This window comes from Rhodococcus quanlei (assembly GCF_055231015.1).
In genome coordinates this window covers 75,895-92,456 of record NZ_JBUYWD010000008.1, presented here as the reverse complement: position 1 = coordinate 92,456, position 16,562 = coordinate 75,895, and the positions used below count along the sequence as shown (strand labels likewise).

The 16,562-nt window shown below is 64.7% G+C and carries 12 protein-coding genes; 7 read left to right on the top strand and 5 right to left on the bottom strand.

What is annotated here, in order from left to right; genetic code table 11:
- Positions 1 to 4: 4 nt before the first annotated feature.
- From ACZI8Q_RS06335 to ACZI8Q_RS06325, 3 genes are read right to left on the bottom strand one after another with little or no spacing between them, the layout of a single operon-like run.
- Complete coding sequence (locus ACZI8Q_RS06335) at positions 5 to 400, bottom strand: VOC family protein (protein WP_463372662.1); 396 nt, start codon at positions 398 to 400, stop codon at positions 5 to 7.
- A 55-nt stretch (positions 401 to 455) separates the two neighbouring features.
- Positions 456 to 1,040: a helix-turn-helix domain-containing protein gene (locus tag ACZI8Q_RS06330; protein ID WP_463372661.1), complete on the bottom strand. Its 585-nt coding sequence runs from the start codon at positions 1,038 to 1,040 to the stop codon at positions 456 to 458.
- A complete protein-coding gene (locus tag ACZI8Q_RS06325) occupies positions 983 to 1,267 on the bottom strand; it encodes a hypothetical protein (RefSeq protein ID WP_463372660.1) in 285 nt (94 codons plus the stop codon). Before ACZI8Q_RS06325 ends, ACZI8Q_RS06330 begins: the two co-directional genes overlap by 58 nt.
- Before the next feature lie 66 nt (positions 1,268 to 1,333).
- Here ACZI8Q_RS06325 and ACZI8Q_RS06320 point away from each other — a divergent pair, with 66 nt between their 5' ends.
- Positions 1,334 to 2,041 (top strand): hypothetical protein, encoded by a 708-nt coding sequence (locus ACZI8Q_RS06320; RefSeq protein WP_463372658.1) that lies wholly within the window; start codon positions 1,334 to 1,336, stop codon positions 2,039 to 2,041.
- A 47-nt stretch (positions 2,042 to 2,088) separates the two neighbouring features.
- Here the strand turns inward: ACZI8Q_RS06320 and ACZI8Q_RS06315 are convergent, their stop codons facing one another.
- Positions 2,089 to 3,471, bottom strand: coding sequence for a glutamate decarboxylase (locus ACZI8Q_RS06315; protein ID WP_463372657.1), 1,383 nt, complete (start codon positions 3,469 to 3,471; stop codon positions 2,089 to 2,091).
- A 117-nt stretch (positions 3,472 to 3,588) separates the two neighbouring features.
- Between ACZI8Q_RS06315 and ACZI8Q_RS06310 the strand changes: the two genes are divergently transcribed.
- The 4 genes from ACZI8Q_RS06310 (at position 3,589) to ACZI8Q_RS06295 (ending at position 13,344) form a co-directional block, all read left to right on the top strand.
- The gene (locus ACZI8Q_RS06310; protein ID WP_463372656.1) at positions 3,589 to 4,791 is read left to right on the top strand and encodes an ATP-binding cassette domain-containing protein; all 1,203 of its coding nucleotides are present in this window, start codon (positions 3,589 to 3,591) and stop codon (positions 4,789 to 4,791) included.
- Entirely contained in the window at positions 4,788 to 5,561 is a 774-nt protein-coding gene (locus tag ACZI8Q_RS06305) for an ABC transporter permease (RefSeq protein WP_463372655.1), read from the top strand. The genes ACZI8Q_RS06310 and ACZI8Q_RS06305 overlap by 4 nt, the downstream gene beginning before the upstream one ends.
- A 64-nt stretch (positions 5,562 to 5,625) precedes the next feature.
- Positions 5,626 to 9,456, top strand: a complete 3,831-nt coding sequence (locus ACZI8Q_RS06300) for an ABC transporter ATP-binding protein (RefSeq protein WP_463372654.1) — start codon at positions 5,626 to 5,628, stop codon at positions 9,454 to 9,456.
- Between the two features lie 114 nt (positions 9,457 to 9,570).
- Complete coding sequence (locus ACZI8Q_RS06295) at positions 9,571 to 13,344, top strand: multifunctional oxoglutarate decarboxylase/oxoglutarate dehydrogenase thiamine pyrophosphate-binding subunit/dihydrolipoyllysine-residue succinyltransferase subunit (protein ID WP_463372653.1); 3,774 nt, start codon at positions 9,571 to 9,573, stop codon at positions 13,342 to 13,344.
- 78 nt (positions 13,345 to 13,422) lie between these two features.
- On the opposite strand, the gene ACZI8Q_RS06290 is transcribed toward ACZI8Q_RS06295, so the two are convergent.
- Positions 13,423 to 14,067 (bottom strand): TetR/AcrR family transcriptional regulator, encoded by a 645-nt coding sequence (locus tag ACZI8Q_RS06290; protein ID WP_463372652.1) that lies wholly within the window; start codon positions 14,065 to 14,067, stop codon positions 13,423 to 13,425.
- 70 nt (positions 14,068 to 14,137) lie between these two features.
- Between ACZI8Q_RS06290 and ACZI8Q_RS06285 the strand changes: the two genes are divergently transcribed.
- Together ACZI8Q_RS06285 and ACZI8Q_RS06280 are read left to right on the top strand one after the other, a co-directional pair.
- Positions 14,138 to 15,733, top strand: a complete 1,596-nt coding sequence (locus tag ACZI8Q_RS06285) for a flavin-containing monooxygenase (RefSeq protein WP_463372651.1) — start codon at positions 14,138 to 14,140, stop codon at positions 15,731 to 15,733.
- On the top strand, positions 15,730 to 16,560 hold the full coding sequence (locus ACZI8Q_RS06280; protein WP_463372650.1) for an SDR family NAD(P)-dependent oxidoreductase: 831 nt from the start codon (positions 15,730 to 15,732) through the stop codon (positions 16,558 to 16,560). The genes ACZI8Q_RS06285 and ACZI8Q_RS06280 overlap by 4 nt, the downstream gene beginning before the upstream one ends.
- Positions 16,561 to 16,562 lie beyond the last annotated feature (2 nt).

Here is a 16,562-nt window from a genome sequence, read left to right as displayed (position 1 = left end):
AGACTCAGGCCCCCGGATACGTCCCGAAGTTCCAGTACACACCCTCTGGATCGCGACACGTGAACCCCCGCGATCCGTAATCCTCGTCCCGCAACCCCTGCGCGATGGTGGAACCGGCGGCCACCACCCGCTCGTACAGTTCGTCAGGATTGTCGATCACGATGTACACGGAGCCGACTCCGGCGGGCAGGTCACCGATCACCGAATCCGGTCGTTTCGAGCCGAGCATGACCCCGCCACCACCCGGCCAGGCGAGTTCCGCATGATCGACCCGGTCGCCCTCCCCGTACACCGCTTTCTCCACGAATCCGAGGGTGTCGACGAGAAATCTGATCGCGCCACGGGCATCCGCGTAGGTGAGGGTGGGCCAGACAACCGTGTGTGCATTCGTTGTGTTCATACATTCCACTCTGCGTCGGCGGCCACACGGTGTCTTGGAAAAATGAGTCTTGCAACTATGGATCTTGGGCGACGGCGAGGTTGTCCGAACGCCGCCACTCCGACGGAGGCATGCCCGCGAGGTCCCGCCACTCTCTGGCCATGTGCGCCTGGTCGTAGTAACCGCACGCGCTGGCGACATCCGACAACGCAGCAATCCGAGGTTGGCGAAGCAACTGGTGAGACCGATGGAACCTACCTAGCCGCACCGCATCCTTCGGTGACACACCGAATTCCGCCCGAAACCTGGTCACCAGGTGCCGCCGACTCCAGCCGATCTCCTCGGCTACCTCGGAGACCCTGACCGTGCCGTCTGAGATCAACCGCAGCCAGCTCCTGCGGACATCGCCGTGCAACTCCACATTGTCGGCGCGGCGCAGGAACACGTCGTCGCAGACCGCGAACCGCCCCGACCAGGTGGCCTCGGCCGCGATCCGTTCGTGCAACTCGGTTGCGTCGGCACCGATGACGTCGCGCAAATCCACGACCTGATCACCGAGTTCGGAGGTCGGCAAACCGAGAAGCGTCCGCGCACCGAGCGGTGTCAGCGAGATCTGAACTCCGTGCTGATTGCCGTTGTGTGGAAGGGAGACGGCGGCCATGGAGATGCCGCCGCCAACATGTCGAAACGGTTGCTCACCCCCGCGTGGTTCACCGTAAGGGGCCCGTCGAGGGTGAGCACCACGGTCAGATACGGCGACGGCAACCCGAGATGAACACCCGGAGCGAACCCGGACATTAGATAGCCCTCGTAGCCGTGCAGGAGCTTGCTCAGCGCGAGAGGGGGCATGCCGTGAACACCCTCGGACATTCCGCGCTCTGTCTGCACAGCAACCACCCTATGCGGATTCGCATACAGTCGACACCGCACACGCACAACGAGATGGGAGCAGCGATGGCCCGCCAGCATGATCAGGCGCCCGACGGACGTATCGAGAAGGTTCTCGTTTCGGTCCTGGACAACGGCAGCCGTCTGCAGGCCCCCGCCGTCGCAAAGTACGTGAACCGCGTCCGCAGGGAGCACCCCGACGAGTCGCCCGCACAGATCATCGAGCGCATGGAGAAGATGTTCCTGACGGCAGTCACCGGCAGCGGAGGCGCAGTCGGAGCGGCTGCCGCCATCCCCGGAGTGGGCACGGTCGCGTCCCTGGCCGCGGTCGGCGCAGAATCCGCGTTCTTCCTGGAAGCCTCCGCACTGCTGAGCCTGGCGGTCGCCGAAGTGCACGGCATCTCCCCCGCCGATCACCAGCAGAGACGGGCACTCGTGCTGGCTGTCGCACTCGGTGAGTCCGGCATGGAGATCGTCGAGAAGGCCACCGGAGTGACCGCGAAGAACTGGACCACAGCTCTCACCTCACGTACGTCCAGTGGATCCTTGCGGGGCATGAACAGCACCCTGGTGCGCAAATGGATCACCAAGTACGCGGCGAAACGCAGCGCGCTGGTGCTGGGGAAGCTCGTTCCAGCCGGTATCGGGGCCGCCATCGGTGGAGCCGGCAACCGCGCGATCGGCAAGGGCGTCATCAAGAACGCCCGAGCCGCCTTCGGTACGCCGCCTCGACAGTTTCCGCTCGTCATCGACATGGAGGTCGACGCGAACTGACCAAGGTCTACACGGTCTACACGGTCTACACGGTCTACACGGTCTACTCAGTGTGCGAAGTGTTCGGCCTCGAAGTGGCCGCCACCCTTCTTCCGTAGGTCTGCGCATACGGTTTCTATCGCCTCGCACAGGAAGCGCCCCAGATCTGCGCTGAAACCTTCCCGGACGACGATGCGCAGCACCGCAACACTCTCCGCGTCCGGTGGCATCGTGTACGCAGGGACCTGCCAGCCCCGTGCCCTCAGTTCGTGAGAGACGTCGAACACCGTGAATCCGGGTTCTCCGACCAGCTCGAACGCCACCACGGGAATCGCGCTTCCATCGGTGATCACGTTCACCGCTTCGAGTTTCGACAACCGAGTACTCACCCGAACGGCTGTGTCCCGCAGAGTGTCCATCACAGCGAGATAGCCACCACGACCCAAGCGCAGAAAGTTGTAGTACTGCCCGACCACCTGATTGCCCGGCCGGGAAAAGTTCAACGTGAAGGTCGGCATGTCACCGCCCAGGTAGTTGACGCGGAATACCAAACCCTCCGGGAGGTCCTCGGCACTGCGCCACACCACGAAACCGATCCCCGGATAGGTGAGGCCGTATTTGTGCCCGCTCACGTTGATCGACACCACCCGCGGCACCCGGAAGTCCCACCTCAGGTCAGGGTGCAGAAACGGTGCGACGAACCCACCACTCGCCGCATCGACGTGGATGGGTACGTCCGGGCCACCCGCTGCGGCCACACCGTCGAGGGTCTCGGCGATCTCCTCGACCGGCTCGAATTCTCCGGTGTAGGTGGTACCCACGATGGCCACCACGCCGATGGTGTTCCCGTCGACCGCCTCGCGCACCTGCTCCGCGGTGATCACGTACCGACCGGGCGCCACCGGAAGATACTTCGCCTCGACGTCGAAGTAGCGGCAGAATTTCTCCCACACCACCTGAACATTGCTGCCGAGTACCAGGTTCGGACGACTCGTGTCCGCGCCCGCCGACTCGCGAGCGGCGCGCCACCGCCACTTCATCGCCAACCCGGCGAGCATCACCGCCTCACTGGATCCGATCGTGGATACACCCGTCGCGCTCGCCGGGTCCGTCGCCGACAGACCCGGCGCATGGAACAGATCTGCGACCATCGCCACACACCGTGCCTCGATCGCCGCCGTCGCCGGATACTCGTCCTTGTCGATCATGTTCTTGTCGAACGTCTCGGCCATCAGCCTGTCGGCCTGCGGATCCATCCACGTGGTCACGAACGTCGCCAGGTTCAGACGAGAACTGCCGTCCAACATCAACTCGTCGTGGATGAACCGGTACGCGGCCTCGGGGTCGGTCGGTGCCTGCGGAAGCTGCAATGCCGGGAACGGATCCACTGACATACGACCCGTGTAAGCGGGCGTCAGGTGTGCGCCGGAACTGTGACGTCTGTCGGTCATGTCATTTCCCCAATCGGAGTACATCCAGCATGCCCCGCCGCAGGCGACCGTGTCCTGGAACCGGGTGAAGTAATGTCGCAGGGCAGGAATTGCCGTAACGAGGAGAGGGCACGCACTGTGACCGCACCGACCGGTCCGGCCACACCGGGTAACGCCACCGTGGCACCGCCCGTCGCGGTCCGCCATGTGTCGAAGGATTACAAAGACGTACCGGCGTTGACGGACGTGACGTTCCGGGTCGGCCGCGGCTCGATCACCGGACTCCTCGGCCACCCCGGCGCAGGCAAGACGACCACGCTCCGCACGATCCTCGGTCTGGTGAAGCCGACGTCGGGGGACGCCGTCGTTTACGGAATGCCGTTCCGGAAACTCACGCGTCCGGCCCGCACGATCGGCGCGGTACTCGATCTGCACAGCCTGCACCCCCACCGCACGGCACAGTCGCACCTGATGATCCATACGGCGGCGATCGGCGTACCCGACGATCGAGCCATCGAGGTCCTCACCGCGGTGGGCATGGCCGACTCCGCACGTCACCGGGCCGAAGCACTGTCGCCGGGCGGTCGCCTGAGGCTGGCGATCGCGACCGCGCTCCTGGGTGATCCCCACATCCTCGTCCTGGACGACGTGTTCCCCGACCAGCCGAAGGACGACTTCACCCCCGAGGACAAGGTCTGGTTGAACGGTTTCCTGCGCAGCTTCGCCGCCGCCGGCGGCAGTGTCCTCGTCTCCAGTCCACACCTGTACGACGTCCGGGATCTCGTCGACCACGTGGTGGTGCTCAGCCAAGGAAGCCTCGCCTTCCAGGGGAGTTTCGACGACCTCCGTCGGGCACAGCAGGACCGGCTCGTGATCGCCTGCTCCGCACCGGCAGCCCTGGCGACCGGTCTCGCAGCGCGCGGCTACATCGACGCCCGATCGCTGGTGGACGGCAGACTCGCAGTGGGCGGCGCACCGGACGACGCTGTCCGCGCCAGCGCCCAGTCGACCGGCGTCACCGTGTACGCCGTCGTGCGTGACCGAATCGACCTCGATCAGTTGTACCTGCAGATCGCCTCGGGACATTTCGTCGCGGGAGCCAGCGCCGCTGCCCCGTCCGGATACGGCGTCCCCACCTTCGGCTGGCCGACCCAGCCTCCACCACCGTCGGCGCAGCAGATCCAACCGTCACCCGGATATCCGCACGGCTATCCGAATCACCACCGGTCCGGTCACTACCCGCCCAACCAGCACCCGCCCGGTCACTACCCACCCAACCAGCACCCGCCCGGTCACCACCCACCCAACCAGCACCCGCCCGGCATGGGAGGCCCCCGATGATCGGCGCCCTGAAATCGGAATACCGGAAAGTGATCGGCATCCGGGAATCGGGCTTGGTCGCGCTGGTGCCGATCCTCCTCGGCATGTTCGCGGCGGCGATCGCCTTTCCGCTCCTGCGCGCCTTCCGCGCCGACGAACTGGCCGCGAGCGATCGCTATGCCACCATCACTGCACTGGCTACCCCACTTGCGCTGGCTGCGCTGTTCTCGGGGCTGTTCGGTGCCCTGATCGTCGGCAGCGAATTGCGTCACCGCACCCTGGCAACCAGTTTCCTTTCGACACAGCACCGCGACGTGGTGATCGGATCGAAGCTCATCGTGACCGTGGCGTTCGCACTCGCACTGTGCCTCGCCGTCGAAATCGCGACATTGCCGGTGCTGCTCGCGTTCGGTGGCGACAACTTCCACATCGACGGAGCCCTGTTCGCCCATTTGGGTTCTGCACTGCTGGCAGCGGTCGCATGGTCCCTGATCGGCAACGGTCTGACCCTGCTCACCCGATCGGCGACGATCGGCGCGGTTGGCATCCTGGCGTGGTACACGATCGGTGAGCTGATCGTCCGGTTCGTTCTCGGCGCTGTCGGGGCCGACGGAGTCGGCCGTGTCCTGCCCGTGTCCGCGACAGCCGGGGCGATCGTCAACGCCGCCAACCCCGACCCCCTCGAATCGCTACCGTCGTGGACCGTGGGCGTCGTGATCATGATGTTGTGGGCGATCGTGATCGCCGCAACAGGATGGTTGCTCACCCGGCAGCGCGACATCGAATACTGACCGGGGCCTCGCGGTCCGCGGGCCCGGAACAGGGTGTCGGCCGCCGCGTCTAACGTGGGACGCGATGATCCAGCAGACCGTGACCCCGGGCCTCGACACGCCCGGCACTCCCACTCCGCAAACGGCGGATCGGGGGTGGATTCGGCGGTTGGCACACGAATGCTGGATGCACCGCCGCGTCGTGATCGGAGTTCTGACCGTCACGGTGATCGCGGCCGTCATCGACATCTCGTTTCCGGTTCTCACCAAGATCGCCGTCGACGCCGCCGGCTCCGGTGACCCGGGCAATACGGTGGCGGCAGCAGCCGGAGCCATCGCGGTTCTCGCGCTCGTCCGGTTCGCATGTCAGTACGGGCGCCGAATGCTCGCCGGCCGGTTGTCTCTCGATGTCCAACATGCTCTGCGACTTCGACTGCTGGGCTCGCTGCAGCGTCTCGACGGCCGCAAGCAGGACGAGATCCGCACCGGACAGGTCGTCTCCCGGTCCATCACCGACCTTCAGTTGGTTCAGGGCCTGCTTGCGATGGTACCGATGTCCATCGGCGCGCTGCTGCAGTTGGTTCTCGCACTCGTGATCATGGTGTGGCTGTCACCGCTCCTCACACTCGTCGCGCTGGTGGTCGCCCCCGCTGTGGCGTATGTCGTGGCCACCACCAGGCCCAAGCTCTTCGCCGCCACGTGGGCCGCCCAGCAAAGCGCCGCCGATCTTGCACAGCATGTCGAGGAGACGGTCACCGGAGTTCGCGTCGTCAAAGGATTCGGTCAGGAAGGGCGAGCCGTCGACCAGCTCGAACAGCACAGCCGCACCTTGTATGCCCACAGGGTCCGCGCCGCCCGCATCAATTCCCGATTCGCCCCGACCATCGCCGGCCTGCCTCAGCTGGGACTGGTGGGCGTCATCCTGTTCGGCGGCCTGCTCACCATGCGCGGGTCGATCACGGTGGGCACCTTTCTCGCCTTCGCCACCTATGTCACCGCGATGGCTACGCTGACCCGGCAGATGTCATCGGTGATCGTGCTCGCGCAGTTGTCAAGGGCCGCCGTCGAGCGGGTCTACGACGTGATCGACACCGAACCCGACGTCGGCGATCCACCCCGGCCGCTGCCCTTGCCCGACGAGCCCCTCGGTGTGACCCTGTGCGGCGTCGACTTCGGTTTCGAACGCGACCGAAAGGTTCTGAGCGGACTCGACCTGCGGGTCGCTCCGGGCGAGACCGTCGCGGTCGTAGGGCCGTCCGGGTCCGGCAAGACCGCATTGTCATTACTGCTTCCCCGCTTCTACGCACCCGATGCCGGCACCATCACGCTCGACTCCACCGAGTCGACCACCGACATCGCGCACCTACGAGCACGCGATCTGCGCGGAGCGGTGTCCCTGGTGTTCGACGAGCCCTTCCTCTTCTCGGATTCGGTGGCCGCCAACATCGCGCTGGGCCGGCCCGACGCCACTGCCGAGGAGATTCGTGTTGCTGCACAGATGGCGGAGGCCGACGACTTCATCAGTGAACTCGACGACGGCTACGACACCGTCGTCGGGGAGCGCGGGCTGACCCTGTCCGGTGGACAGCGACAGCGGATCGCCTTGGCTCGGGCTCTGCTCACCGACCCTCGTGTGCTGATCCTCGACGACGCCACCTCAGCGGTCGACGCCACCACCGAGGCCGCGATCTTCGACGCCCTCCGATCCGAACATCGGCGCACCACGCTGGTCCTCGCTCATCGCCGGTCCACGCTCTCTCTCGCCGACCGGGTTGCCGTCCTCGACGGCGGACGCATCGTCGACGAGGGCACAGTCGACCAACTCGACCAGCGTTGCCCGCTGTTCCGGCAACTCTTCACTGCCGGGGAGGACGAACGCGACGAAGAGGAACGACCTCCCGCTCTGGGTGCCACCGATCAGGCCGAACCCGACGAAGCCCACCTGTGGCCGGACACGGACGACGCCGACAATTCGGCGCAAACCGCCACTGCCGCCGCCACGGCGCCGGTTGCAGGGCATATCGCGGGGGCACTGGGTGCGGTCGCGCCGACTCCGGAAGTCGAAGCCGCAGTGCGCGCCCTTCCTCGAGCCGACGAGACCCCTCCGGGTGATTCGTCCGAGCTGCGGCAACCGGAACCGAATTTCCGGCTCGCACGCATCCTGCGTCCTGTGCGGATCCTGCTTGCGACGGTCGTCTTGTGTCTGGCACTCGACTCCCTCGCGACGATCGCATTCCCGTCGATCGTTCGATACGCGATCGACCACGGAGTGTTGCCCGGGCAGGCCGCCACATTGTGGTGGGCCGCGATCGGAGGCACCGCACTCGTCGTCGTGGACTGGCTGATCGTCGCCGTGATGACGATCCTGACGGCACGAACCGGTGAGCGGGTCCTGTTCGGCCTGCGGATTCGCAGCTACGCCCATCTCCAACGGCTCGGCCTCGACTACTACGAACGCGAACTCTCGGGCCGAATCATGACCCGCATGACCACCGATGTCGACGCACTGTCGACATTCATTCAAACCGGGATGTCGACGGCGGTGGTCAGTGTGCTGACCTTGGTCGGTGTTGCGGTCGCGCTCCTGGTCACCGATGTCACGCTGGCGCTGGTCGCGCTCGCCGTCGTCCCTCCTCTTGCGGTCGCCACCCTGATCTTCCGACGTGTCTCGTCGGCGGCCTACACGGTCTCGCGTGAACGCATTTCCACCGTCAATGCCGAGTTCCAGGAGAACATCGCGGGTCTGCGCTCGGCGCAGGCCTACCGGCGAGAGGAGCACGCAACCAGACGATTCACCGAACGCGCCGAAAGCTACCTCCGCAGCCGAATGCGATCACAGCGCGCAATCTCCGTGTACTTCCCGTTCATCGCCTTCCTGTCCGACCTGGCATTGGCCGCAGTGGTGTTCGTAGGCGCCGGGCAGGTTGCGCGGGGAGACATCAGCGCAGGCGTGCTGGTGGCGTTCGTGCTCTATCTGGGATTGTTGTTCGGGCCCATCCAGCAGCTGTCGCAGGTGTTCGACGGCTATCAACAGGCCTCGGTCGGCCTGCGGCGCATCGGTGACCTGCTACGTACGCCCAGCTCCATCGAGACGGCGGATTCCGCCGCACTCGCGCCCATCGGCGGACACCTCCGGGGCGAAGTGCACTTCGCCGACATCGGGTTCCGCTACACAGGCGCCGACCGCGACGCACTCTCCCATGTCGAGTTGCACATACGTGCCGGCACGACCGTCGCGCTCGTCGGCAGAACCGGAGCGGGCAAATCCACCATCGTCAAACTTCTGGCCCGGTTCTACGATCCGACGACGGGCTCCGTGCGAGTCGACGACAACGACATACGCACTTTCGACCTCACCCAGTACCGCAGCCGCCTCGGAGTCGTTCCCCAGGAGGCGCACCTTTTCACCGGAACGGTCGCCGACAACATTGCGTACGGTCGCCCATCGGCTTCGCGCGGCGATATCGAACGAGCCGCTCGTGCCGTCGGCGCACTCGACACCATCGCCGGTTTGCGAGGTGGAATGCATCACTCCGTGGGCGAACGTGGACAAGGCCTGTCCGCGGGCCAGCGACAGCTCATCGCACTCGCCCGAGCAGAGCTCGTCGAACCCGATCTGCTCCTGCTCGACGAGGCCACCGCAACACTCGATCCCGCAACGGAGAGAGCAGTTCTCGACGCCGGTCGACTCGTCACGACCAGACGCACATCGGTTGTCGTGGCCCACCGTCTCGCCACCGCCGCCCAGGCCGATCTGATCGTCGTGATCGATCAAGGACGCATCGTCGAATCGGGCACCCATGGGTCGCTTCGACACGCCGGTGGCCACTATTCGGGACTGTGGTGTGCATCCCAGGCCGCGGCAGGGAATAATCCGGGGGCGAGAACCGTCATCGGTGGTGACCCCATCGGATGACCATGAGGCATATCACACCTGTGTGCCGAACATTGCTCGTCACACAGGCGGCTGGTCTCATGTAAATAGGCGCTCTGATCGGGTACCGAAATAGAAACGAGGCGAAAAACTGCCGTGAGCAGCAGCTCTACATCCCAGTTCGGACAGAATCAGTGGTTGGTCGACGAGATGTACCAGCGCTTCCAGGACGACCCGTCGTCCGTGGATGCAAGTTGGCACGAGTTCTTGACGGACTACTCCCCTGATGCGGGAACGACCGACGCGCCGAACGGCGTGAAGGGTACGACCAACGGTCGGGCGTCGCGCCCCGACTCTTCCAATGGCCACGCGACGGGCACCGCATCCAGCGCCCCTGCCGGCTCTGCACCGAAGACCGCGCCGCCGAAGGCCGCCGCCTCCGCGCCCAAGGCAACCGCGCCCAAGGCCGCCTCGTCGCCGAAGACAGCCGCCCCGAAGACGTCTGCACCCAAGGCCGACGCCGCGAAGACCGACTCGGCGAGTGCACCAGCCGCAGACGAGTCGAAAGTTCTTCGCGGCGCTGCTGCAGCCGTCGCAAAGAACATGTCGGCCTCCCTGACCATCCCTACGGCCACCAGTGTGCGGGCAATCCCTGCCAAGCTGATGTTCGACAACCGGACGGTCATCAACAACCATCTGGCACGTACCCGCGGCGGCAAGATCTCCTTCACGCACCTTCTCGGTTACGCCATCGTCGCGGCCGTCAAGTCCTACCCGGGCATGAACCGCCACTTCGCCGAGGTCGACGGCAAGCCGAACGCTGTCACGCCCGCCCACACCAACCTGGGTCTGGCGATCGACCTCCCTGGCAAGAACGGTCAGCGTTCGCTGGTGGTGGCGGCGATCAAGAACACCGAGAACCACACGTTCACCCAGTTCTACAGCGCCTACGAGGACATCGTTCGGCGCGCCCGTGACGGCAAGCTCACCGGCGACGACTTCGCAGGCGTCACCATTTCCCTCACCAACCCCGGTGGCATCGGCACCGTCCACTCGGTCCCCCGCCTGATGAAGGGTCAGGGCGCCATCATCGGCGCCGGCGCGATGGAGTACCCCGCCGAGTTCCAGGGCTCGAGCGACGAAAAGATCGCCGAGATGGGCGTCGGCAAGCTCATGACACTGACGTCCACCTACGACCACCGCATCATTCAGGGCGCGGAGTCGGGTGAGTTCCTCAAAGCCATCCACAACCTGCTCATCAGTGACGAGTTCTACGACGAGATCTTCCACTCGCTGCACATCCCGTACGAGCCGGTCCGCTGGCGCAAGGATGTTCCCGAGGGTGCCGTCGACAAGAGCACCCGCGTACTCGAACTCATCGCCGCGTACCGCAACCGCGGTCACCTCATGGCCGACACGGACCCGCTGCAGTTCGTCAAGGACAAGTTCAAGTCCCACCCCGACCTCGACGTCACCACCCACGATCTGACGCTGTGGGATCTCGATCGCGAGTTCAAGGTCGGCGGCTTCCACGGCCAGGAGAAGATGAAGCTCCGGGACGTGCTGAGCGTGCTCCGGGATGCCTACTGCCGGCACGTGGGTGTGGAATACACGCACATCCTCGAGCCCGAGCAGCTGCAGTGGCTGCAGGACCACGTGGAAGCGCACCACGTGAAGCCCACCGTGGCCCAGCAGAAGTACATCTTGAGCAAGCTCAACGCGGCCGAAGCGTTCGAGACGTTCCTGCAGACCAAGTACGTCGGCCAGAAGCGGTTCTCCCTCGAAGGTGCCGAGTCGGTCATCCCGATGATGGACGCGGTCATCGACCAGGCTGCCGAGCACGCGCTCGACGAGGTCGTGATCGGCATGCCGCACCGTGGCCGCCTGAACGTGCTCGCGAACATCGTCGGCAAGCCGTACTCGAAGATCTTCACCGAGTTCGAGGGCAACATGAACCCGGCTGCCGCACACGGCTCCGGCGACGTGAAGTACCACCTCGGCGCCGAGGGCACCTACATCCAGATGTTCGGCGACAACGACATCACGGTGTCGCTGACCGCCAACCCGTCGCACCTCGAGGCCGTCGACCCGGTGCTCGAGGGTCTGGTTCGTGCGAAGCAGGACATCCTCGACAAGGGTGAGGACGGCTTCACCGTTCTGCCGCTGATGCTGCACGGCGATGCCGCATTCGCGGGACAGGGTGTGGTGGCCGAAACTCTCAACCTCGCATTGTTGCGTGGCTACCGCACCGGCGGCACGGTCCACATCGTCGTCAACAACCAGGTCGGGTTCACCACTGCCCCCGAGCACTCGCGCTCGTCGGAGTACTGCACCGATGTCGCGAAGATGATCGGTGCCCCGATCTTCCACGTCAACGGCGACGACCCCGAGGCCTGTGTGTGGGTCGCCCAGCTGGCCGTCGACTTCCGCGAGAAGTTCGGCAAGGACGTCGTCATCGACATGATCTGCTACCGCCGACGCGGTCACAACGAGGGCGACGACCCGTCGATGACCCAGCCGGCGATGTACGACGTGATCGACACCAAGCGCAGCGTCCGTAAGAGTTACACCGAATCCCTCATCGGTCGTGGCGACATCTCGCTCAAGGAAGCGGAAGACGCACTACGCGACTACCAGGGACAACTCGAACGGGTGTTCAACGAGGTTCGCGAACTCGAGAAGTACGCGCCCGAGCCCAGTGAATCGGTGGAGCTCGATCAGCCGTTGCCGACCAAGCTCACCACGGCCATCGACGAGTCGGTGCTGCACCGTATCGGTGACGCGTTCGCGAACGTTCCCGAGGGATTCAACATCCACCCGCGCGTGAAGCCGGTCGTCGAGAAGCGCCGGGAGATGTCTCGCGAAGGCAAGATCGACTGGGCGTTCGCCGAACTGCTGGCCTTCGGTTCTCTCGTCGAAGAGGGCACCATGGTGCGTCTGTCCGGTCAGGACTCTCGGCGCGGCACGTTCACGCAGCGCCACTCCGTGCTGATCGACCGCAAGACCGGCGCCGAGTACACCCCGTTGCAGAGTCTGGCCGGCGAGGGCACCGAGGGCGGCAAGCCCGGCAAGTTCCTCGTCTACGACTCCGCGCTCAGCGAGTTCGCGGCCGTCGGATTCGAATACGGCTACTCGGTGGGCAACCCGGATGCGCTCGTGCTGTGGGAAGCCCAGTTCGGTGACTTCGTCAACGGTGCGCAGTCCATCATCGACGAGTTCATCTCGTCCGGTGAGGCCAAGTGGGGTCAGCTGTCCGATGTGGTGCTGCTACTGCCCCACGGTCACGAAGGTCAGGGTCCGGACCACACGTCCGGCCGGATCGAGCGTTTCCTTCAGCTGTGCGCGGAGGGGTCGATGACCGTGGCTGTGCCGTCCACGCCTGCGAGCTACTTCCACTTGCTGCGTCGTCACTCCCGTGATGGCATCCGTCGCCCACTGGTCGTCTTCACCCCGAAGTCGATGCTGCGCAACAAGGCTGCGGTCTCCGACGTCCAGGACTTCACCACCGGTAAGTTCCGTTCGGTGTTCGAAGAGCCGTCCTACGAGGTCGGCGGCGGCGATCGCGAGAAGGTCCGCCGCGTTCTGCTGGTCAGCGGCAAGCTGTACTGGGAGCTGCTGGCCAAGAAACAGAAAGAAGAGCGCGACGATGTCGCGATCGTCCGCATCGAGCAGCTCTACCCGGTGCCGAGTCGGCGCCTGCGCGAGACGCTCGACCGCTACCCGAACGCCACCGATTTCCGGTGGGTTCAGGAGGAGCCCGCCAACCAGGGGGCGTGGCCGTTCTTCGGGCTCGCGCTTCCGGAGCTGCTGCCGGACAAGCTGACCGGCATCAAGCGTGTCTCTCGCCGGTCGATGTCGGCACCCTCCTCGGGTTCGAGCAAGGTGCACGCCGTCGAGCAGCAGGAGATCCTCGACGAGGCCTTCGGCTGAGCCACCCTCCCATTGACCGATGTCACACAGGTTCGCGCGAGCTGAACCTGTGTGACATCGGTCGTGCGGGGTGGGGCGCTAGGTGACGAGGGCGAGGAAAGCCGAGGCGTGCTCCGGTGTCGAAGCGATCGCCAGCGACGGCAACGCCCGTACGTTCATCTCGATCAGTTCTTCACGCGTGGTCTTCGGGTCACGCAGCCAGGTGATGGTGGCTTCCTCGACGAAGGCGATCCATCCACGGACCGCGAGCTCCAGTGCAGGGGTGCGTGTCGCTCCGATCAAGGGAAGGTAGACGAGCGCGCGGTCGGCCATGACCGTGCGCGTCTCCTCGAACACCGCACGCATATCGGGGTCACCGCTCGCGGTGCCCCGCAAGAGCGAAACGTAGGTGGAACGGTTCTCCGACACGTAGTCGACGTAGGACGCCAGCACACCACGCAGAACGTCGAGGATCGAGTCCGGTGACATCTGCCCGTCCTGTGGCTCCTCGGGGGCGGTCTTGTCCAGCATTTCCCGGCTGTTCTCGCGCACGATCGCAACGTGGAAGTCGTGTTTGGAGGAGAAGTAGTGGAACAGCAGGCCACGCGATACTCCTGCCTGGTCCGCGATGTCTTCCACGGAAATCTGCTCGAGCGGTCGCTGTGCCAGCATCTTCACGCCCAGGGAGATCAACTGGGCACGCCGCTGCGCCGGGTCCAGCCGAACGCGCTTCACTACGTCCATGCGGTCCACTCTACTGAATGGGAGTCAATATGCTATTGACTCCCCCTCAATAGATGCTTACGCTAGGTTCATGAGTCTTCCAGTAACAGATACTTTCGCGACTGACGCGAAACATGTCGAGACGCTGATCATCGGCAGCGGATTCGCGGGTCTCGGCGCAGCCATCAGGCTCGCCCAGAAGGGGAAGCGGGACTTCCTCGTCCTCGAGCGCGGCAGCGACGTCGGTGGCACCTGGCGAGACAACACCTACCCCGGCGCAGCCTGCGACGTCCCCTCACAGCTGTACTCCTACTCGTTCGCGCTCAACCCGGGATGGACGCGTTCCTTCTCCACGCAACCCGAGATCCAGAAATACATCCAGTCGGTCTCGAAGAAGTACAACGTGCTCGACAAGCACATCTTCGACTGCGACGTACGCTCCGCCCACTGGAACGGTGACACATCGCGCTGGCACGTTCGGACGTCGAAGGGTGACTTCGTCGCCAAGGTCGTCGTGTCCGCAGTCGGCGCACTGTGTGAGCCCTCGCTCCCCGACATCGAGGGCATCGACGGTTTCGAGGGCGAAATCTTCCACTCCGCCCAGTGGAACCACGACGCCGATCTGACCGGAAAGCGAGTGGCCGTCATCGGCACCGGCGCATCCGCAATCCAGATCATCCCCGCGATCGGCAAGAAGGTCGAGCACCTCGACGTCTACCAACGCACCGCTCCCTGGATCCTGCCGCGCGCGGACCGCGAATTCACCAAGGCCGAGCACCTCGCGTTCAAGTACCTGCCCGGATTCCAGCGACTGTGCCGCGCAGGGATCTACCTCATGCGAGAAACCCAGGTCGTCGGACTCGCGAAGGCGCCGATCTTCATGAAGCCACTGCAGTTCGCAGCCGAACGACACATGCGCCGTCAGATCAAGAACAAGGATCTGCGCCGAAAGGTCACCCCCAACTTCCAGATCGGCTGCAAGCGCATGCTGATCTCGAACAACTACTACCCCACTCTTGCCAGGGACAACGTCGACCTCGTCACCGACGGCATCGACCGGGTCACCGCGAATTCGGTGATCACCAAGGACGGCACCGAGCGTGAGGTGGACGCCATCGTCGTGGCCACCGGATTCCACGTGACCGACTCCCCCACCTACGGAACCATCTTCGGCAAGGACGGGCGCTCCCTCGCAGAGGTGTTCGAAGACGGCGGCCAACAGGGCTACAAGGGTGCGGCAATCGCCAACTACCCCAACATGTTCTTCCTGGTAGGGCCGAACACCGGTCTCGGCCACACCTCGATGGTCTTCATGATCGAGTCGCAGATCAACTACCTCGCCGACGCGCTCGACACCATCGAGCGTCACGACCTCGGCACGGTCGAGGTCCGCAAGGACGCCCAGGACGCATACAACAAGGACCTGCAGGAGAAGCTGTCGCACAGCGTGTGGAACAACGGCGGTTGCGCGAGTTGGTACCTGGACAAGCACGGCAACAACACCACGCTCTGGCCGGGATTCACGTTCGATTTCCGCAGACAGACACGACGGTTCGACCTCGCCGCATATGACAGTGTGGCGACCAAGGACCTTCCCACGAACGCGTCCGGACCGGCAGTTGCCGTCGTCACGGGCGAACAGCTCGACAACAACGACAACGACAACGACAAGGTGATTGCGCAGTGAACTCGTTCTCAGGAAAGGTCGTCGTCATCACGGGCGCCGGCTCCGGCATCGGACGCGCGTTGGCACGCAATCTCGCAGAGAAGGGTGCCAAGCTCGCCCTGTCCGACATGGACAGCATCGGTCTCGCCGAAACGGTACGACAGGCGCAGGCACTCGGCGCGGAGGTGAAGTCCGATCATCTCGACGTCACCCAGCGCGAGGCGGTCCTCGAATACGCCGATGCCGTTGCGGCGCACTTCGGCAAGGTCAACCAGATCTACAACAACGCCGGCATCGCGTACCACGGTGAGGTCGAGAAGTCCGAGTTCAAGGACATCGAGCGCATCATGGACGTCGACTTCTGGGGCGTCGTCAACGGCACGAAGGCGTTTCTGCCGCACGTCATCGCGTCGGGCGACGGCCACATCGTGAACGTGTCGAGCCTGTTCGGCTTGCTGGCGACACCCGGTCAAAGTGCCTACAACTCGGCCAAGTTCGCCGTCCGCGGCTTCACCGAATCACTGCGCCAGGAAATGCTGATCGCAGGGCATCCCGTGAAGGTGACATGCATCCATCCCGGCGGTATCAAGACCGCGATCGCCCGCAACGCCACGGCCGGCCCCGGCGAGGACGCTGCCGTGATCGCCGACTTCTTCGACAAGAAGCTGGCCAGGACGACCCCTGAGGAAGCCGCCACAGTCATCGTCAACGGTGTCTCGAAAGGCAAGGGCCGTGTCCTGATCGGTGCTGACGCCAAATTCCTCGATGCCTGGGTGCGCCTCGTCGGCTCGGGCTACCAGCGAATCGTGGCCATGGTCGTGGGGCGCGCCATGCCCAAGTCGAAGTAGGA